At 59.6% G+C, this 18,560-nt stretch carries 20 protein-coding genes; 9 read left to right on the forward strand and 11 right to left on the reverse strand.

The window, feature by feature from the left end; translation table 11 throughout:
* Positions 1 to 128 precede the first annotated feature (128 nt).
* From FH08_RS0140160 to FH08_RS53085, 4 genes are all read right to left on the reverse strand, one after another.
* The gene (locus tag FH08_RS0140160; protein ID WP_051888903.1) at positions 129 to 407 is read right to left on the reverse strand and encodes a hypothetical protein; all 279 of its coding nucleotides are present in this window, start codon (positions 405 to 407) and stop codon (positions 129 to 131) included.
* A 326-nt stretch (positions 408 to 733) separates the two neighbouring features.
* Positions 734 to 1,165 carry a hypothetical protein gene (locus FH08_RS0140165; RefSeq protein WP_051888904.1) on the reverse strand — a complete coding sequence of 144 codons (432 nt, stop codon included), beginning with the start codon at positions 1,163 to 1,165 and terminating at the stop codon, positions 734 to 736.
* Positions 1,165 to 2,712 (reverse strand): FAD-binding oxidoreductase, encoded by a 1,548-nt coding sequence (locus tag FH08_RS0140170; RefSeq protein ID WP_031363757.1) that lies wholly within the window; start codon positions 2,710 to 2,712, stop codon positions 1,165 to 1,167. Before FH08_RS0140170 ends, FH08_RS0140165 begins: the two co-directional genes overlap by 1 nt.
* Positions 2,713 to 2,832: 120 nt before the next feature.
* A complete protein-coding gene (locus tag FH08_RS53085; RefSeq protein WP_200878860.1) occupies positions 2,833 to 2,970 on the reverse strand; it encodes a hypothetical protein in 138 nt (45 codons plus the stop codon).
* Between the two features lie 423 nt (positions 2,971 to 3,393).
* Here FH08_RS53085 and FH08_RS53090 point away from each other — a divergent pair, with 423 nt between their 5' ends.
* From FH08_RS53090 to FH08_RS54235, 5 genes are all read left to right on the forward strand, one after another.
* Positions 3,394 to 3,822, forward strand: a complete 429-nt coding sequence (locus tag FH08_RS53090; RefSeq protein ID WP_200878861.1) for a hypothetical protein — start codon at positions 3,394 to 3,396, stop codon at positions 3,820 to 3,822.
* A 29-nt stretch (positions 3,823 to 3,851) separates the two neighbouring features.
* Positions 3,852 to 4,253, forward strand: coding sequence for a hypothetical protein (locus FH08_RS53095; RefSeq protein WP_200878862.1), 402 nt, complete (start codon positions 3,852 to 3,854; stop codon positions 4,251 to 4,253).
* A 19-nt stretch (positions 4,254 to 4,272) separates the two neighbouring features.
* Entirely contained in the window at positions 4,273 to 5,334 is a 1,062-nt protein-coding gene (locus FH08_RS0140180) for an isopenicillin N synthase family dioxygenase (protein ID WP_031363758.1), read from the forward strand.
* A 63-nt stretch (positions 5,335 to 5,397) separates the two neighbouring features.
* Positions 5,398 to 6,246 carry an ABC transporter substrate-binding protein gene (locus FH08_RS0140185; protein ID WP_235210653.1) on the forward strand — a complete coding sequence of 283 codons (849 nt, stop codon included), beginning with the start codon at positions 5,398 to 5,400 and terminating at the stop codon, positions 6,244 to 6,246.
* 63 nt (positions 6,247 to 6,309) lie between these two features.
* Positions 6,310 to 7,884, forward strand: coding sequence for an amino acid ABC transporter permease/ATP-binding protein (locus tag FH08_RS54235; protein ID WP_051888905.1), 1,575 nt, complete (start codon positions 6,310 to 6,312; stop codon positions 7,882 to 7,884).
* A gap of 14 nt (positions 7,885 to 7,898) precedes the next feature.
* Here the strand turns inward: FH08_RS54235 and FH08_RS0140195 are convergent, their stop codons facing one another.
* On the reverse strand, positions 7,899 to 8,789 hold the full coding sequence (locus FH08_RS0140195) for a LysR family transcriptional regulator (protein WP_152603041.1): 891 nt from the start codon (positions 8,787 to 8,789) through the stop codon (positions 7,899 to 7,901).
* A 199-nt stretch (positions 8,790 to 8,988) separates the two neighbouring features.
* On the opposite strand from FH08_RS0140195, the gene speB reads away from it, so the two are divergent.
* From speB to FH08_RS0140210, 3 genes are all read left to right on the forward strand, one after another.
* Positions 8,989 to 9,939: an agmatinase gene (gene speB, locus FH08_RS0140200; protein WP_031363762.1), complete on the forward strand. Its 951-nt coding sequence runs from the start codon at positions 8,989 to 8,991 to the stop codon at positions 9,937 to 9,939.
* A gap of 49 nt (positions 9,940 to 9,988) precedes the next feature.
* Positions 9,989 to 10,759, forward strand: a complete 771-nt coding sequence (locus FH08_RS0140205; protein WP_031363763.1) for a class II aldolase/adducin family protein — start codon at positions 9,989 to 9,991, stop codon at positions 10,757 to 10,759.
* Positions 10,760 to 10,826: 67 nt separating this feature from the next.
* Positions 10,827 to 11,750, forward strand: a complete 924-nt coding sequence (locus FH08_RS0140210; protein WP_031363764.1) for a 2-hydroxyacid dehydrogenase — start codon at positions 10,827 to 10,829, stop codon at positions 11,748 to 11,750.
* A 24-nt stretch (positions 11,751 to 11,774) separates the two neighbouring features.
* Here the strand turns inward: FH08_RS0140210 and FH08_RS0140215 are convergent, their stop codons facing one another.
* From FH08_RS0140215 to FH08_RS0140230, 4 genes are all read right to left on the reverse strand, one after another.
* Positions 11,775 to 12,944 (reverse strand): ABC transporter substrate-binding protein, encoded by a 1,170-nt coding sequence (locus FH08_RS0140215; RefSeq protein WP_031363765.1) that lies wholly within the window; start codon positions 12,942 to 12,944, stop codon positions 11,775 to 11,777.
* Between the two features lie 211 nt (positions 12,945 to 13,155).
* Positions 13,156 to 13,908: an arsenical resistance protein ArsH gene (arsH, locus tag FH08_RS0140220; protein WP_031363766.1), complete on the reverse strand. Its 753-nt coding sequence runs from the start codon at positions 13,906 to 13,908 to the stop codon at positions 13,156 to 13,158.
* Positions 13,908 to 14,330 carry an arsenate reductase (glutaredoxin) gene (gene arsC, locus FH08_RS0140225; RefSeq protein ID WP_031363767.1) on the reverse strand — a complete coding sequence of 141 codons (423 nt, stop codon included), beginning with the start codon at positions 14,328 to 14,330 and terminating at the stop codon, positions 13,908 to 13,910. Before arsC ends, arsH begins: the two co-directional genes overlap by 1 nt.
* 51 nt (positions 14,331 to 14,381) lie before the next feature.
* Complete coding sequence (locus FH08_RS0140230; protein ID WP_031363768.1) at positions 14,382 to 14,705, reverse strand: ArsR/SmtB family transcription factor; 324 nt, start codon at positions 14,703 to 14,705, stop codon at positions 14,382 to 14,384.
* A gap of 205 nt (positions 14,706 to 14,910) precedes the next feature.
* Here FH08_RS0140230 and FH08_RS0140235 point away from each other — a divergent pair, with 205 nt between their 5' ends.
* Positions 14,911 to 16,656 carry a methyl-accepting chemotaxis protein gene (locus FH08_RS0140235; RefSeq protein ID WP_075583443.1) on the forward strand — a complete coding sequence of 582 codons (1,746 nt, stop codon included), beginning with the start codon at positions 14,911 to 14,913 and terminating at the stop codon, positions 16,654 to 16,656.
* 120 nt (positions 16,657 to 16,776) lie between these two features.
* Here the strand turns inward: FH08_RS0140235 and FH08_RS0140240 are convergent, their stop codons facing one another.
* Both FH08_RS0140240 and FH08_RS48990 read right to left on the reverse strand, forming a co-directional pair.
* Positions 16,777 to 17,409, reverse strand: a complete 633-nt coding sequence (locus FH08_RS0140240) for a VC0807 family protein (protein WP_031363770.1) — start codon at positions 17,407 to 17,409, stop codon at positions 16,777 to 16,779.
* A gap of 104 nt (positions 17,410 to 17,513) precedes the next feature.
* Positions 17,514 to 18,398: a DMT family transporter gene (locus FH08_RS48990; RefSeq protein ID WP_051888906.1), complete on the reverse strand. Its 885-nt coding sequence runs from the start codon at positions 18,396 to 18,398 to the stop codon at positions 17,514 to 17,516.
* Positions 18,399 to 18,560 lie beyond the last annotated feature (162 nt).

Genomic DNA, 18,560 nt, shown 5'->3' on the forward strand with positions numbered 1-18,560 from the left:
AGGCGCCTGTTATCCGATAACAGGCGCCGCTATTTTTGTTTGGATTGAAATGCGTCGCGATTGTCGTGCGAGCAACCGGCATGTTGCCGGCGTCTGGACATGCGTTGTTTGAAGAGCGCCTGCCGTACTCAAGCGCCTTTCTGTTCGCGTGATTGGGTGCCTGACCTTGATGGTGCCGGTCCCTTGCTGAACAGCGCGACCAGCAGCGCCGCAAGCGGTACGCAGAAAACAAGTGCGGTTGTGATCGGGCTGTTCGCCGAGCCTTGCGTGAAGAGCGGCACGATGATCGCGATCGCCGGCCCCAAGGGCAGCATCACGAGAAGATACGCGCTCCAGCTGAGACCTCTCTTGCCGGCAATCCCGGCGACTATTGCCGCGCAGATGGCGTATGTTACGAAGCCCGTCATCGGTTGCATCGCCTTCCCCGGTTTTACGATTTAGCCAGAGTGTATCGGCGACGAATACGGGGACCAACGAGAAAACCTTGGGATGTGTGCGCTACATCACAACCATAAGCATGCTACTGAAATGGCGTGCGTCAGCACACATAAAACGGCACCACAACGTCGCCGGAAAGGCCGTCATGGTCATGCTTTTTTAACGTAGACCGAGTGTGATCCTTATTTCCTCTCATGGGCGCTTACGCTCTTTCTTGCCGATTGCGCGCTTGTGTCGAACTGGATTCGGCTCATCGCGTTAGCTCGGCAAAGAGACCGCAGAATGATGGTCGCGCTCAGGCAAGCATTTGCCACATGACCAGCGTATCGGACCCTGCATGCGCCTCGGCCGTACGTTGCTCAACCCGCAATCCGATGCCTTGGGCGAAGCGGGTCAGCAAGAACGCGTTCGCGTGTGTGGTCAGTCCCGCGATCGTGTTTCCAGGCGAACTGGCCAGAGGCATCAAGTGCTCAAACCACAGCATGCCGATATCGTTTCCCAGCGGCACGATGCGTGCGCCCATCGTGCGTGACCTGAGCGCAAAAGCGCGGCTGTCCGCCCGGTGTTCATCGAAGACGATGGTGAGCGTGTGACCCGTATGACCGAGCCCCACTTGCTCGCTTGATAGCATTGCGGAGCGCAGCATTGTCTGCGCGGGCCATGACACGCGGATGCTTGCGGCCGCCAGCGAAGCGCTCGCAAGGAACTCACGCCGGCCGGTTTTCATCAGTCGCGCTCCTTGATCTTCTTAGGCCAGATACCTTGTTTTCCCGGTGACAAAATGCCGTTCGGGTCGAGCGCCTCCTTGATGCTCTCGCTCATGCGCATCAACGCATGATTGTTGAAATCATACTGGGATGCGGCAAGATCCATGAAGGCGAGGTGGGTTCTGTATTGACCATAGCCCGCCGCGCCGAAGTCGTTGATCAACGTCTTGAGCAGCTCACCCGCGTCGCGCGCCTGCGCCGGATCGTCACGATTGAAGATGGCCGCAAAGATGTGATGCATGCTGCGCGGCCCGGCGGTAAAACCGCCGTAATAGTCGAAACCATAATGCGCGGCGCGGTCCCTGATCATCCGATATTGCCGGACCGCGTCGCGGCCGAGCGGCGCACAGACGGGCGAGAAATCAATGTGCGCGCCGGAGCCGCCGCGCCAGTTCAGCAAATTGAATGCGTCGAGATTGGGAATACCGACCTGGCTGCGATCGCCGCCGCCTTTGGGTTCAACGTTTGCAAGCGTATAGGGTGACTCGATCAACTCCGAATCGGCGATGGATGAGAAGCGCTGGTGTATCACATCGCGACGCGCCATCACCAGCGCTTCGGGACCATAGAGGCAGAAGCGAAGATTCCAGCGGCCTATGCCGAGCTTGCGCGTCATGGTCTCGATTGCCGCATCAGGTATTGGACCCGGGCCGTTGTACCATTGCTTGCGTGTGGATACGCCGGCAGCCCAGCGCACCGCGCTTTCGATGACCGCATTGCTTTGTATGGTGTCATCGAGTTTCAAGGGACGCAGCGTCTCGACAATGCTCTCAAGATCGGCGTCGTGCCGGAACTTATAAGTGCACAGCATGTAGCCTTCGGGCTTCGGCATCAACCAGATGCCGAGCTTGGTGACAATGCCAAAATTCGACTGCATGAACATGGCATCGTAGGAAGGACCGAAACCTGGCTTGAATACCTGCCAGTCGTGATTGCCGTTCATTGCGCCCATGCCGGTGCGTACGATCTCGCCGTTCGCGAGCATCACTTCCATTCCGCACTGCATGGCCGCGTGATCGCCGTATGGGGTCGTACCGAAGCCACGCTCGAGAGTATTGCCGAGCACGCTGCCCCAGCCGGCGGCCGGTGGGTCGAGCCACAACCCGGCGCCTCGCGCCTGAAGTGCCTGATAAAGATCGTAGTAGCTGACACCCGGTTCGACCAGCGCATAACCGAGCGTCTCATTGATCTCGATGATGCGGTTCATGTGCTGCAAGTCCAGCACGACACAGCCTTTAAGCCGGGGAGCGGCGCCACCGTAAGCAAAGTTGCGTCCGGTCGATACGCTCCACAAAGGTACGCCGTACCGGTTCGCGACGCCGAGCACGGCGCGCAGCTGCTCGACATTCGACACCAGCACAATGGCCGACGCTTCATGAGTGTGTGCGTCACCAGGCGCGAACGGATCCAGATACGGCTGCGCCGCACCGTCTCCGACGAGTACGGCGTGTTGACCCGCGATCGCCCTGAATGCTGTCAGCGCCTGCTGGAAATCAGGCTCCTGCATTCCGGGAGGACGCGGCAGATCGCTCACGTTCCCTGCATTCGGAACACGTTCATCGAGGCGATGCTTTCAATCGGCTTCAATCGCTTTCAACCGGGTGAGCTCGGGTGAGCTGGGGTTAGCTTAGTAGCCGCCGCTGCTGGAGCTTCCGCCCGAGCTCGACCCTGAGGCTGGGCTGTCGGTTTGGCATCCGGCAAGAGAGACTGCGAGCGAGACGGTCAGGATAGCCAGCAACATCGATGCAATGCGCTTGAAATTCATTTGTTTTCCCCATGAAATTTGGATGAGGGCGTACTCACCGCCAGCGCGATGTGCGGCACTCATGAGTTAAACGCACCGACGCGGCAAATTATTCCCTTCTTTTTTGACATCGGTGAAGCGAAGGGCAGCGTACCCCATTGATACGGTCGATGGTGCCGGTCGCACGCGCCACGTGATGTTCGGCAGCACGCAATCATATGAGGAAATAGGGTCACGGAGTGGGAATGCAACCACGCTGGGGTTGATCCAGCGAGATACGTTGGTGATGGGCCGGCATTGTTGAAGGCTGCGCGACGGCAAAACTTAGTTTAGAAACTTCAAAACTAATTGTTTTGTTTCCACGATTTTTTACTGCGTAGGCTATATGCGACATTGCTTTCACAAGAACGGCGCGGTGCCGCTCCCACGTACAAAACTCCGCCAATGCAACTGGACATCTTTCGCTCGCTCTGGGGCCATCGCGGCGACCGGCGCAGTATTTTCGGTGACGTCCGCGAAGCGGGCCTGGCCGGTATAGAAGCCCGCCTGCCGCTGACGGCGGACGAACGTGCTGCGCTGCTGCGGGACCTGAAGGAACACGAACTCGACTACATCGCGATTGTCTTCACCGATAACGCGGTATTGCCCGACCAGCGCGCCACGCCCGCGCAACATCTGCAAGACCTGGATCGCAAGCTCGGATCGGCCGCTGATTTGTCGCCGCGTTTTATCAACGTGCTGGCCGGCAATGACCGATGGCCGCTCGCGCAGCAAGTGAGTTCTTCGGCAAGGCGCTCGAGCTCGCACGAAAACACGAACAGTTTTGCAGTTTCGAAACCCATAGAGCGCGATCCCTGTATAGCCCGTGGGTGACGCTGGACGTGATACGCCAGGTGCCTGCCTTGCGTTTCACCAGCGACATCAGTCATTGGGTCGTTGTATGCGAACGCTTGCTCGATGACACTGAGGACGACCTCACGCCGTTTGTTGAACGCGTGCATCACATCCAGGCGCGCGTGGGATATGACCAGGGTCCGCAGGTGCCGCATCCCGCCGCCGCCGAGTATTCATTGCCGCTCGCTTTTCATCAGGACCACTGGGCTTCAGTCTGGCGCTCGCAAGCGGCGCGCGGCTACCGGACCACGACCCTCACCCCAGAGTTCGGACGAGATGGCTACCTGCACCATCTGCCGTTCACCGATGTTCCGGTCGCCGACCTGTCACAACTCAACGAGTGGATGGTGGACGCGGAGCGCAAGCATTTTAGCCAGATCAATTTCAGTCAGACCACGGACCCCCGCTGACCCCCAGGAGCAATACGCGATGCAAGCGAACCACGCCGGCGAAGCTGCGCCGGAAAAAAACTTCACATCGATTCCGGTGATCGACATCTCCGGCCTGTTCAGCGACAAGCTGGCGGATCGCCAAGCGGTCGCCAGCGAGCTTGGGCGAGCCGCTCGCAACGTCGGATTCCTTTATATCTCCGGTCACGGGATAGAACCTGTGGTGATCGACGCTCTGAGAGAGGCGGCCAAGGACTATTTCAGGCAGCCGATCGAAAAGAAGATGGAGCATTACATAGGTGCGTCCGATACCCACAAGGGATTCGTGCCCGAGGGTGAAGAGGTCTACGCGAAGGGCAAGCCCGATCATAAGGAGGCGTTCGACGTTGGCTTTGAAGTGCCTGCCGACGATCCCCTGGTGCTCGCCGGAACTCCGCTGCTCGGACCGAACCACTGGCCTGCGCTCGACGGGTTCAAGCCTGCCGTGCAACGCTACTACCAGCAGGTGTTTGCGCTTGGACGCGTGCTGTTCCATGGCTTCGCGCTGGCGTTGGGCCTGCCTGAAGACCACTTCGATGAGCTGGTCACGCGGCCGCCCTCAAAGCTGCGCCTGATTCATTATCCGTTCGACGGTGCAGCGCAAGATGCGCCCGGCATCGGCGCGCATACCGACTACGAGTGCTTCACGATCCTGCAAGCCGACGCACCCGGTCTCGAGGTGATGAACGGCCTTGGCGAATGGATCGATACGCCGCCGCTGCCGGGGACGTTCGTCGTGAACATTGGCGACATGCTGGAAGTGATGACCTCCGGGGCATTCGTTGCCACGGCCCACCGCGTGCGCACCGTGCGTGAGGAGCGCTACTCGTTCCCGCTGTTCTATGCATGCGACTACCACACGCTCATCAAACCGCTGCCGGCCTTTGCGAAGGAGGGCGACGAGTACGAGGAGATCGCGATTGGCGAACACATGTATGGGCAGGCGCTGCAAACCTATACCTACCTTCGCCAGCGCGTGGCGGAAGGTCGCGCGACGCTGCCCTCGCGCGCACGCAAACCGTCCAGTTTCGGGCACCTGAAAAAGGCCGGGCAGCCGGGCTGATCGCGGGCCGCGCGACTGAGCAAGTTCATCAACACACCACCCTTCTTCGAACGGAGTCACACGATGATTTTCAAGCCGGACACCAAGCATTTCCTGATCGCTGCCGCGACTGCCGCGACTGCCTTCTTCGCCGGCGCATTTGCCATGACCGGTGCGTTTGCACAGACGCCGGCCAATGCCGTTACGCTCGCGCCTGGCCAGTTCAAGGTCGGCATGGAGATTACTTACCCGCCGTTCGAGTCTTACGATGGCGACAAGGTGGTCGGCTCCGATCCCGATTTTTCACGGGCGCTCGCGAAGCAATTCGGCGCTAGCGCGAGCTTTGTCGACACGCGTTTCTCCGGTCTCATCCTCGGCCTGAACGCACGCCATTACGACGCGGTCATTTCCGGCATGTATGTCACGCCCGAGCGGGTAGAGCAGGCCCAGGCGATTCCTTACGCGCAGACCTCGGCGGCGATCATGGTGGCCGCCAGCAGCACGATCAAACCCAAGACACCCGAAGAACTGTGTGGACTGCATGTGGGCCTTGAGCAGGGGACGACGTGGGTAGCCCAGTTGCAGACGTTGTCGAAGGATTATTGCAAGGCGAACGGCAAGGGCGAGATCACGGTCAGCGAGTATCCATCGGCCCCGGAAGTGTTGCAGGCGCTACTTTCGAATAACGTGCAGGCGCAGATGGAAATTGCCGGGGCGGCTCACGCGCTGGCCGCCAAGTCGTCGGGTCGCGTGGTGGTGGTGCAGTCGCCACAACTAATCTATCCGCAGACGCTGGGTATCTATGTGAGAAAGGATGACACGGCGCTCTACGACACCCTCACCAAGGCATTCGACGCGTTGAAGAAAAACGGCGAGTACGAAACCTTGCTCAAGAAATACAACCTGTCCCTGCCGCCCGCCAAGTCGTCCTGATTTCTGAACGATAGGGCGATACCTGATCCGATCACCGAGCACCGCGTCTAGCGAGAGGCACTCATGCACTACGATTTCCCCTACCTGCTGTCGCTATTCGCGTTGCCGGCCTTCTGGCAGGCTTGCGTGACCGTGGTGGAGCTCAGCGCGCTTTCATGGCTGACAGGCCTCGCGCTGGGCTTTTTGCTTGCGTCGGCCAAGCTGTCCCGCTCGCGCTGGCTATCATTACCTGCCGCTGTTTACATCTGGTTTTTCCGTAGTGTTCCGCTGCTGGTTCTGGTCGTATTCGTCTACAACCTGCCGCAGCTTTTTCCCGCGAGCGGCGTGGCGTTGTCGCATCCGTTCTTCTCCGGTTTCGTCGCTTTGGCGCTCACGGAAACCGCTTACATGGCGGAGATACATCGGGGCGGATTGCTATCCGTGGCTAAAGGACAGCATGAGGCGGGCGCGGCGCTAGGCATCAGTCCAATTGGCCTGCAGCGGTTGATCGTTATTCCGCAGGCGCTGCGCATTGCGTTGCCGACGCTGATCAACGAGTACATTACCTGTGTGAAACTGACATCGCTGATCTCGGTGATATCGTTGAGCGAGTTACTGCTGGTCGGGCAGCGGCTATATTCGCAGAACTTCCTGGTAATGGAAACCTTGTCGGCCATCGCCATCTATTACGTGTTGATCGTCACCGTCTTCGGTTGGCTGTTGCAGTATGTCGAGCGTCGTCTTGACCTTTCAAAGCGCAAGCCGGAAACGCTTGCGGCCGAGCAAATAGCAGCGCTGCGCACGCGGCTCGTACCGGTTGCAACGGTTGCCCCGGCTAATGCCGGGCCGGACGGCAAGGGCGCGCCGCATGCGTTGTTGCTCAAGAACCTGCATAAGCGCTACGGCGAACATGAGGTGCTCAAGGGCATCGATCTGGAGGTCAAGGCAGGGGAAGTGATTGCGGTAATCGGACCGTCAGGTTCGGGGAAAACTTCGTTGATCCGCACGATCAATGCGCTTGAGCCAATTGATCAGGGCGAGATCATCCTGTTCGGCAAGACCTTCATTTGCGCCGCTGACAAAGCCAATATCCGGCGTGTACGAGATGGCGTACGGCACATTGGCATGGTGTTCCAGAGCTTCAATTTATTTCCGCACCGGACCATCCTGGAGAACGTGACGCTCGCGCCGCATTATCACGGGTGCGGCAAGCGGGCGGATGTCACCGCGCGCTCACTGGCGCTGCTGGACAAGGTGGGTCTGCTTGCGCACGCGTACAAGTATCCGCATCAGCTTTCGGGCGGGCAGCAGCAGCGCGTGGCGATCGCGCGGGCGCTTGCGATGGAGCCGGCCGTCATGCTGTTTGACGAGCCTACGTCGGCTCTTGATCCTGAGCTCGTCGGCGACGTGCTCAATGTGATCGGCGAGCTTGCGAAGGAAGGGATGACGATGATTATCGTCACTCATGAGATGGAATTTGCGATGTCGATTTCCGACCGGATTGTGTTTATGGAGAATGGTGTCATTGAGCTCGATGCGGCGCCCGACGCGATCAGGCATCAGGATGGCGCTGAACGCGTGCGGCGGTTTATTGGCGTCTCAAAGGAAGGGAAAGGGGCGCACGCGGACCAGGGTGTTCCGGTTGCGCTGGGGTCTTGAGGAAACTCAACCCGCTACCGCCCGGGATGCTCCTTCAATGTATCGCGGAATTTCTGAATCAGAGGCTCCTTCGAACGCCCCCGCCTGACGATCAATGCAAACGGCGCCTGATAGCCGAACGCGGCCGGTGCGAGAGCACGCAAACGCCCCGTGTCGACCCATCCTTGAGCGTAATGCTCCGGCAGGAAACCAATAAACGCGCCGGACAAGATCAGGATCAGTTGCCCTTCCATACTGTCCACTGTCGCTTCGCTACGCTTGAACCCATGCCGCGCCAGCTCCGTCTGACTCCAGTAGGCGCGCCCGACCATCCGCTGCTGACTGATCGTTTCCTGCGGAATTTGACGTTCATTGAAAAGCGGATGGCTGTCGCTGCAATACAACCAGTGCTGCTCGCGATAAAGCGAATGGTAGATCAGCCCGTTCATGCGTAACTGAAACGCGCCGATCGCGAGATCAAGCCGATTTCCCAGCACGCTAAGCTGTAATTCATAAGGACTTTGCACATGCAAATGCAAATGCAGCGCCGGATGCGCGCGCGTAAATGCACCAATGATCTCGGAGAGCGGCAACGCCTTGTCGCTGACCGTGGAATCCAGTACGCCAAGCTTGATACTGCCGCGCAATTCCCCGCGCAGCCCGGCGGCGTAACGCTCGAAACCGTCAACCTCGCCAAGCAGCCGCAACGCTTCCTGATGGAACTCCTCACCCTTCGGTGTCAGACTAAAACCGCCGCGCCCGCGATGACACAACACAACGCCCACCAGGGACTCCAACTGGCTCATGTAGGTGCTGATGGCCGACGTGGACAGGTTGAGTTCCTGCTGTGCCGCGGCAAAACCCTGATGTCGGATCACGCAAGTAAAGATGCGCAGCAGGCGTGCTTCAGGCAATACAGTGGCCACATCAAACTCCATCGAATAGGGTAAATGCCGGCAAGCGAACTGCCCGTTGCCGGCGAGGCTTAAGCAATCCCCCCGGCCCGGACGTGCCGATACTTTAGAAATAACTGAACTAAATATTTCACACCAGCACTTTGTTGGTGCGCCGGTAAGAGCCAGAATTCAATCCAGACAGCTGGACGAAAGAACGTGAGGAAGTGCCATGGAAAAGATCTTTCATCAACCGCTCGGCGGTAATGAAATGCCGCGCTTTGGCGGCATTGCCACGATGATGCGCTTGCCGCATCTCGCCTCGGCTGCCGGCCTGGACGCTGCGTTTATCGGCGTGCCGCTGGACATCGGCGCGTCGCTGCGCGCGGGTACCCGCTTCGGCCCGCGCGGAATTCGCGCCGAGTCCGTCATGATCCGGCCTTACAACATGGCGACCGGCGCCGCTCCGTTCGACTCGCTTTCAGTGGCCGATATTGGCGACGTGGCCATCAATACCTTCAATCTGCTGGACGCTGTGCGGATCATCGAAGAGTCGTATGAGCGCATCGTCGAGCAAAATGTGGTGCCGCTGACGCTTGGCGGCGATCACACCATTACGCTGCCGATCCTGCGCGCGCTGCATCGCAAGCATGGCAAGATCGGCCTTGTGCATGTCGATGCTCACGCCGATGTCAACGACCACATGTTCGGCGAGAAGATCGCCCACGGCACGACCTTCCGGCGCGCGGTGGAGGAGGGCCTGCTCGATTGCGAGCGTGTGGTACAAATCGGCTTGCGTGCCCAGGGTTATACCGCGGACGACTTCAACTGGAGCCGCCGGCAAGGCTTTCGCGTGGTGCAGGCGGAAGAGTGCTGGCACAAGTCGCTCGACCCGCTGATGGCCGAAGTCCGCGCCAAGGTGGCGGGCGGTCCGGTGTACCTGAGCTTCGACATCGACGGTATTGATCCAGCGTGGGCACCGGGCACGGGCACGCCCGAGATCGGCGGGCTGACGACGATTCAAGGCATCGAGATCATCCGTGGTTGTCATGGGCTGGATCTGATCGGATGCGATCTGGTCGAAGTGTCGCCACCCTACGATACGAGCGGGAACACGTCGCTGCTGGGCGCGAACCTGCTTTATGAAATGCTGTGCGTGCTACCGGGCGTGAAGCGTCGCTAAGCTTCATCTTCAAGCCTCAAGCTGCGACATCAGGAGGAAGGATCAAAACATGGAAACCATTACTACGCCCATCATGGCGGCCGAACAAAAGGTCCGTGAGGACCTGGCGGCGTTGTATCGGCTGATGGCGCATTTCCGCATGACGGACATGATCGACACGCATATCACCGCGCGTTTGCCGGGTTCGAAACCCGCGTTCCTGATCAACCGGTACGGCGTGTTGTTCCATGAAATGCGTGCTTCGGACCTGGTCAAGATCGACTACGAGGGCAAGGTGATCGACGAGCGTGCACGCGATACGCCCGAGCTCTTTATTGTCAATGAGGCTGGTTTTACGATCCACTCGGCGATTCACATGGCGCGCGAGGACATCGCTTTCGTCGTGCATACGCATACTGCGGCCGGAACCGCTGTGTCGGCGCAAGAGCAAGGGCTTTTGCCCATCAGCCAGCATGCGCTGAAGTTCTACGGCAAGCTGGGTTACCACGACTATGAAGGCATTGCGCTTGACCTGGGCGAGCGCGCGCGCCTGGTTGCCGATCTCGGCCCACACAAGGCGATGATCCTGCGCAACCACGGCCTGCTCGCCGGCGGTGCAACTGCTGCGCATGCGTTTCACGAGATCTACTTTCTCGAGCGCGCTTGCCAGGCGCAGGTGCAGGCGCTGGCCGGAGGTGTGCAACTGCGCATACCGCCGGCCCATGTCCGCGAACTCACCGCGCGGCAGTTCGACTCGGAAGGGGCGGACGCCATCATCGAACTGGCATGGCAAGCGGCGCTGCGCCTGATAGCCGATAACCTTCCCGACTACCGGTCCTGATCCGCCATCCGGCTGCATGATCATCGCGTCGTGTGCCGGTGTCCCTTGATCGTTTCCCGAGCCAATCATGACCAAGCTCGTACTCATCAGCCGCGATCATGACATGTCGGCGCTGGCGCCCGTGATCGTCGCAGCGGCCCCAGAACTACAGGTCCAGTTGTTCGGCGCTCCTGGCGCCGGCGATGCTCAAGTCGCCGTGTGCTGGAATCCACCGGCGGGCGCGTTGCGCTCGCTGCCCGAGCTCCGGCTGGTGCATGGCATTGCTGCCGGCGTCGACAACATCTTGTGTGATCCCCATCTGCCTGCAGTGCCGATATGCCGCGTGGTCGATCCGTATCAGGCACGCGCCATGAGCGAATTTGTCATGTGGGGTGCGCTGCATTTTCATCGACAGTTCGATCAGGTACTTGCCAATCAGCGAGCCGGACTATGGCAGGTGCCGGTGCAAAAACTCGCAAGCGATTGCACCATCGGCGTGATGGGGCTCGGTGAAATCGGTGCGCGCGTTGCCACCGACTTGCTGCATGCAGGTTTTACGGTGAAGGGCTGGGCGCGCAGTGGCAGGACGTTGCCGGGCATCCAGTCATTCAGCGGCCGGGACGCGTTGCCTGCGTTCCTGTCGGGCGTCGATATCCTCGTGTGTCTATTGCCGCTGACCAGCGAGACACGCGGTTTGTTGAACGCCGATGTGCTGGGGCAATTGAACCCGGGCGCGAAACTGATTCATGTCGGCCGGGGTGAGCATCTGGTGATGGACGCATTGCTTGCGGCATTGTCCAACGGACACATGGACGGCGCGATTGTCGATGTTTTTCCCAACGAACCGCTGCCGCCCGATGATCCGCTTTGGCGCCATCCGAAGCTCATCGTCACGCCGCATATGGCGGCAATCGCAAGCCTCGAAACCATTGGTTCGCAGATCGCCCAGAACGTGCGACGTCTGGTGCGTGGCGAGCCGCTTAACAATCAGGTCGACGTGAGTCGGCACTAGCGAACGCCAACCGCTTGCTTCCATTTACTTCCACAACGCGCAACGCGATATGGCCTTGGTCCCGAACGCCTGCTCGCCGGGTATGATCGCGGTGATCGTGTAGAAATCCCACGGCTGCTTGGACTCCGAGGGTTTCTTCACTTGCATCAGGTACATGTCGTGAATCATGGTGCCGTCGGGCCGGATATAACCCTTGGCGTACATGTCGTCGATCTTCATCTTGTGCAGTTGCTCCATCACCTTCGTGCTGTCAGTCGTTCCTGCCGCCTGCACCGCCTTCAGGTAAGTGGTCGCAGCCGAATAGTCCGCGGCTTGCAAGCTAGTGGGCATCTTCTTCATCTTGGCGAAGTAGCGCTGCGCCCATTTGCGGGTATCGGCGTCCTTGTTCCAGTACCAGCTGTCGGTCGCGAGAAGACCTTGGGCGGTCTCTAGCCCGATGCTGTGGATGTCGGTGAGAAAGATCAGCAGAGCGGCAATTTTCATCGACTTGGTCAGGCCGAATTCCTTCGCTGCCTTGATTGAGTTGATCGTGTCGCCGCCCGCGTTTGCAAGCCCCAGGACCTGTGCTTTCGATGCCTGCGCTTGCAACAGGAACGATGAGAAATCCGATGCCGATAACGGATGCCGCACCGCGCCGAGTACCTGCCCGCCATTCGCCTTCACGACCTCGGACGTGTTCTTTTCGAGTGCCTTGCCAAACGCATAGTCGGCGGTCAGGAAGTACCAGGTCTTGCCGCCTTGCTTCGTCACGGCCTGGCCGGTACCGTTGGCAAGCGCGACGGTATCGTAGGCGTAATGGACCGTGTAGGGCGTGCATTGCTCATTGGTCAGTGCATCGACACCGGCCCCTACGTTGATGTACGGAATCTTCTTTTCAGCGGCTATCTGGTTGGTCGCGAGCGCGGTCGCCGAATTCGTGCCGCCGATGATCCCGTTGACACCGTCGCGGTCGATCCACTCGCGCGCTTTCGATGCCGCAATGTCCGCCTTGTTCTGGTGATCGCCATACAGTAGTTCGATGGGCTTGCCGTTCACCTTGCCGCCGAAGTCGTCGATCGCCATGCGAATGGCTTCGAGGCCTCCCTGGCCGTCGGAGTCGGAGTAGAGCCCTGAGAGGTCTGTAATGAAGCCGAGCTTGACTGAGTCGGCCGCTGCATGCGCCGCGCTCGCGGTGAAGCTCAGGATGGCTGCCATAACGAGGCCGCACGTAGAGCGTCGGGCGAGTGTGTTGTTCATTCGTGTCTCCATTGGTTCTTATGGGCGGCCTGGGGCCGCTGTATATGGCTGTGTATCGCTGTATATGCTCGATATGCTTGAAGGGCGGCTCGTGCGAGCAATCCGTCAGGGTCGAAAATATCCGCTTGGGACGAATGAAGTCAAGACTTACAGCACTGATGTTGCGGCGCTACTCGACGTCGTCATCATCCGGTGCAGCGGTTTCATGGGTCATTGCGGCGTTTGCGAGCGATGTAGCCTCCACTGGCGACGCTTGTCTGCGCTCGCTATAGCGATCAGTCAGGTAGGACGAACGATCGCGCACAAGCAGGGTGAACTTGACCAGTTCCTCCATGACATCCACTACGCGGTCATAGTACGCGGACGGTTTCATCCGGCCGCCGGCATCGAACTCCTTGTACGCCATGGCAACCGATGACTGGTTCGGAATAGTCACCATCCGCATCCATCGGCCGAGGACGCGCAACGCGTTGACGGCATTGAACGATTGCGATCCGCCGCTTACCTGCATGACCGCGAGCGTACGGCCTTGCGTGGGCCTGACTGCGCCGATTTCCAGCGGAATCCAGTCGATCTGGTTCTTGAATACCGAGGTTAGCGTTCCATGCCGTTCCGGGCTGCACCAGACTTGTCCTTCCGACCACGCGGACAACGCGCGCAGCTCCGCTACTTTCGGATGATCGGCTGGAACGCTGTCGGTGATCGGCAGGCCGTGCGGATCGAAGACCTTTGTCTCGGCGCCGAAATGGTTAAGGATGCGTTCAGCCTCGAGAGTCAGGAGGCGGCTGTATGACGTGGGGCGCAGTGAACCATACAGCAGCAGGATCCGCGGCGGATGGGTTGCAACGGACTCGGGCGCCAGCTTGTCGATACTCGGGATGTCGATGTGCGCGTGGCTAATATTATGCATTCCTGATGACATTAACGAACCCGGTTACCTTTGCCATCGATCACGACCTCGCCATCTTCTTTACTGAACGGTCCTTTCTGCGTCTCGGTGAGAATCTCCAGAAGCAGTTCGGAGGGCCTGCACAAACGCGTGCCTGCGGGCGTGACCACGAACGGGCGATTGATGAGGACAGGGTGCGCCAGCATGGCATCCAGCAATTGTTCGTCCGCGAGCGTTGCATCGGCGAGACCGAGTTCCGCGAATAGTTTCTCTTTTTCCCTGATCGCTTGCCGGACGCTCAGTCCCGCATCCTTGATCATCCTGGATAGCGTGCTGCGACTGGGCGGCGTCTTGAGGTACTCGATCACTTCCGGTTCAACGCCCGCATTGCGGATCAGCGCCAGCGTATTGCGCGACGTGCCGCAAGCGGGGTTATGGTAAATCGTGACGGTCATGCCTTGAGTCTCCATGAATTGTTAAAGAGGGGCGTGCTTCACCAACGCCGTTTAGCGGGTGCGTTTCGACACCGCGCTCGCCGAACACGTGCGGCCTTCGCAGCAATTTTCGGTGAGGAAGCCAATGAGTCCACTCATGGCGTTGAAGTTCGCTGAGTAGAAGATGAAGCGGCCGTCCTGGCGCGCATCGACCAGCCCGGCGTGTGAAAGGTCCTTCAGATGAAACGAAAGACTTGATGGTGAGACGCCGAGTTGCTGAGCAATGTCCCCGGCCGCCAGACCCTCCGGACCCGCCACGACCAGCGCACGAAAGATTGCCAGCCGCGACTCGTGCGCGAGCGCGCCCAGCGCACGGACAACGGTATTTGATTTCATGCGCCAAAGCGTACAACAAACGTTTTTACATTTCAATGATTATTGAAATGTAAGCTTGGGCGACTTAAGCATTTGCTCAAGTGACGCCGGTGTTTGCCGTTAAAGGGTATGGGCCGGATGACGCTGTCGGCCTCGGTTGCGTTCGCTTGCATCGACGTGCGCCACCGCTTGGATATCGATGTGAGAATTAAAAAGCGAGACCAACATGTTTTCGACGATTAAAGGCCGCCTGGGCATTGCCATGGCGTTTCTGGGACTGTTGCTGATCGTGATCGGCGGACTGGGGCTGTGGGGAATGAGCCGCGGTAACGACACGACTCGCGGCCTCTTCATGGACGAGATGCCTAGCGCGGTTGCGGCCGGCAACGCGGAAATGTTTACTGCCCGTGAGCGGCTCAGCTTCGATCGTGCGGCCTTGCTGGTTGGCAAGCCCAGCGCGGAAACCGCCATTGGACGCGGGGCATTGATGCGCACGCGTGCCGACAAGGAGTGGGCGACCTACGCCGCGCTGCCCCAGGGTCAGGGCGAACGCAAACTGGCCGAAGACTTCCAGGCGAAGCGCCTTGAACTCCAGAAGCTGATGGACGACGGTTACGCCAATATCAGGGCGAACGACGCAGACAAGATTGTCGCTTCCGCCGAAGCCATGCAGGTTGCGTTCAACCAGTTGGCCGCGTTCGGCGAAGCGCTGCGCAAGTATCAGTTCGACTCTGCAAAAAGCGACTACGACGCCTCGCAGGATGCATTCGGCGACTTCCGCATTGTCAGCATCGCGGCCATTCTGGTTGGCCTCGCGGCGGCTATTTTCTCGTGGTTGTCGCTGCGCCGTTCGATTGGGCGTCCGCTCGACGAAGCGCTTGCGCAATTCGATGCAATCGCCGCAGGCGATCTTCGCCGCGAGCTGATCGTCACCTCGCGCGACGAGATGGGGCAACTGCTGTCGGGTCTTGCGAAGATGCAGGCCAGCCTCGTCAGTACGGTTCGCACGGTGCGCTCGGGCAGTGAATCCATTGCATCGGCGACCAAGCAGATTGCGGCGGGCAATATCGATTTGTCATCGCGTACGGAAGAGCAGGCGTCGGCGTTGCAGGAAACGGCATCGAGCATGGACGAGTTGACCGGCACCGTGAAGCAGAATGCGGAAAACGCGCGCCAGGCAAGCTCATTGGCCGCCAATGCATCGGACATTGCGAACAAGGGCAGCACGGTTGTTTCGCAAGTGGTCACCACCATGGGCGACATCAACCAGAGTTCGACGAAGATCGCCGACATCATCACGATCATCGAAGGCATCGCGTTCCAGACCAACATCCTTGCACTGAATGCAGCGGTGGAAGCAGCGCGTGCCGGTGAACAAGGACGCGGTTTTGCGGTCGTCGCGGCAGAGGTTCGCAGTCTCGCACAACGCTCGTCGGCGGCAGCCAAAGAGATCAAGGATCTGATCAACACGTCGGTCTCGCGCGTCCAGACGGGTACGACGCTGGTGGGCGATGCCGGCCGCACGATGTCGGAAATCATCGGCGCGGTGCAGCGTGTGACGGACATCATGGGCGAGATCGCGGCGGCATCCGAAGAGCAGAGCAGCGGCATTGAACAAGTGGCGCGCGCGGTCACGCAAATGGATGAAGTGACCCAGCAAAATGCGGCGCTGGTGGAGGAAGCCGCGGCCGCGGCGCAATCGCTGGAGGATCAGGCGGGCGCGTTGAAGGCGGCCGTGTCGGTGTTCCAGTTGAACGACGGCGGTTTGGAAATCGGCAAGATGGCGCTCAGCGTGAAACCGGCGCATCGTGCGTTGGCGGTGTCGAAGAAACGTACGATTGCTGTGAGTTCGAGTTCGAGTTCGAAGCTGAGCCCGGTTGCCGTGGGTGCAGGGCTCAAGACACCAGCGCTGATCAAAGAGAAGTCGAAGCCCGTTGCATTGGCCGGCGCTGCTGATTGGGAAGCGTTTTAACTAGCGGTGTATTGAAGCTAGCGGTCACAGGGAGGCGCTGAAAGTCAGCGCCTCCCTGCTGCATCCGTCGGGTAATCGAACGCCTGGTACACAAGACTACGATTTTGATATCGGTATTGCTCACTTCGCGGGCAATGCCGACGGACTCATTCGCTTCCTGCGCCTTCTCTCCAGGAAGGTCCACAACGTCAATCCCCCGTATGTCGCGTACCGCAGAAATGTGGAAGCGCCGGCAATCCAGGTTGCCTCTGGCCACTCGATATTCAGCAACAGCCGCACGGCATTCTCCGCCGTCAGTCCCAGTCCCCACACGAGTGTCATCTTTCGAATGCTCGCTACGAGCTCAGGATCGTCGCGCCACCATTGCTCGAATTGAGCCGTTCCCCCGTCCTGCTCGCGAGCGACGGTGGATCGCCCGAGATAAAACACGAGCGGCCGTGGAAAAGCGAGTGAAATCAAAAATGCGATGCCGATCAAACCGGAGATGACAGGCTCTTCAAAAAGCTGCGTACGGGAGTTATCGATGAAAGATGACACCGCCAGCGAGAACAACGTGCCGACCAGCACAATCGCGCTCAGCGCATCAAAGTGGCGCAAGCGCAAAAGGTCCCAGGTCATCCAGGCTATCAGCGGCAGCGTGGAGGCCCCCAGTGCGCCGAGGTGACCCCACCGCGGATACGCAAGGTGATAGGCGAGCCACGGGAAGAGCACGTTGATGCAGATCGCGGATAAATATCGGGCCCGGTTGTTCATACGAATCGCCTGAGTGCCGAAGTGCAAAGCTGCCGGGTTGCCGGAGCGGGACAAACAAAAATACCACGGCGCGTTTCGGGTGTCCCAAGCGTTTGACGAAGTGGTCAGTCGCCAGGCAGTCCGTGGCTGCGCGATGCCATCGCCACGGATACGGTCACCAGAAGGGCGCCGGCCCAAAGCGTCGCGGTCATTGGGACACGCAGGTAAGCCGACAGGAAGAGCGTCGACAGGACGGGGATTGCATAGCTCAGGACGGCTGTCTTGCGTGGATCGCCCCGCTTCATTGCAAAATCCCAGAGGTAAAACGCTCCACCCATAGGGCCCAAGCCCATGTACATAAGAACGCCGGCATCGGTCATCGTCACGTGCGGCCACGAAGACCTTGAAAAATAGAGGGCAAGGCACCCGAGGCCGGCGCTCAAACAGAAAAGCCCAACGCAGTGACTGGGGACTTGCCGATATCGCGTGCCCAACAGCGAGTAAGCCGCCCAGGCAAATGCAGATAACAGGGCTAGCGCGTAAGCGACGCACGTCACCGCGATTCCGGCATGGCCTATCCCCGACGCCGCCGGACCTGCGGCGCTTGCGGAGGCAGTGCTCCATGACGCGAAGCAGGCGAGGATTGCGCCAGCGAATCCTAAAGCGGCCGGCACGAGATGGCGGCTGCCGATGCGGACGTCGCGCGTGAAGACTGGCGAAAGAATAACGATCAGTATCGGCCACAGATAATGGATCAGGCTGACCCCGACCGGGTCGCCAAGCTGGAGTGCGTAAAAATAGACGACATGGTATGCAAACATGCTCGCAGACCCGGCGACAGCGAGTAGCGGAGGCATCCGCCAGTCGCGCGCCCAGGGCAGTCCCAGCAAACCGCCCACCGTCAGGGCGATGCCGTTGACGAACAGGGGCGGTAGATGACCGACTACAACGACGCATGATGCAAGCGTGCTCCACATCAGCACCGTGACCGCGACTCCAAATAAAGCCATCGACAGAATCCCCCAAAAGCGTCTGACTCTGCTGTACATCTTCCTTCGAGTCATCCGGCGTGGCGCAGGGGGTGGCACGCGGTATCTTGGCGGTAAAGTAGGAGAGAGGGACATAAGCGCTGCGCGGCGGGCACGTCGATCGACCGGAGCAAGGCGGCAGCA

It is taken from the genome of Caballeronia sordidicola, from assembly GCF_000729995.1.
GTDB classification, from domain to species: Bacteria; Pseudomonadota; Gammaproteobacteria; order Burkholderiales; family Burkholderiaceae; genus Caballeronia; species Caballeronia sordidicola_A.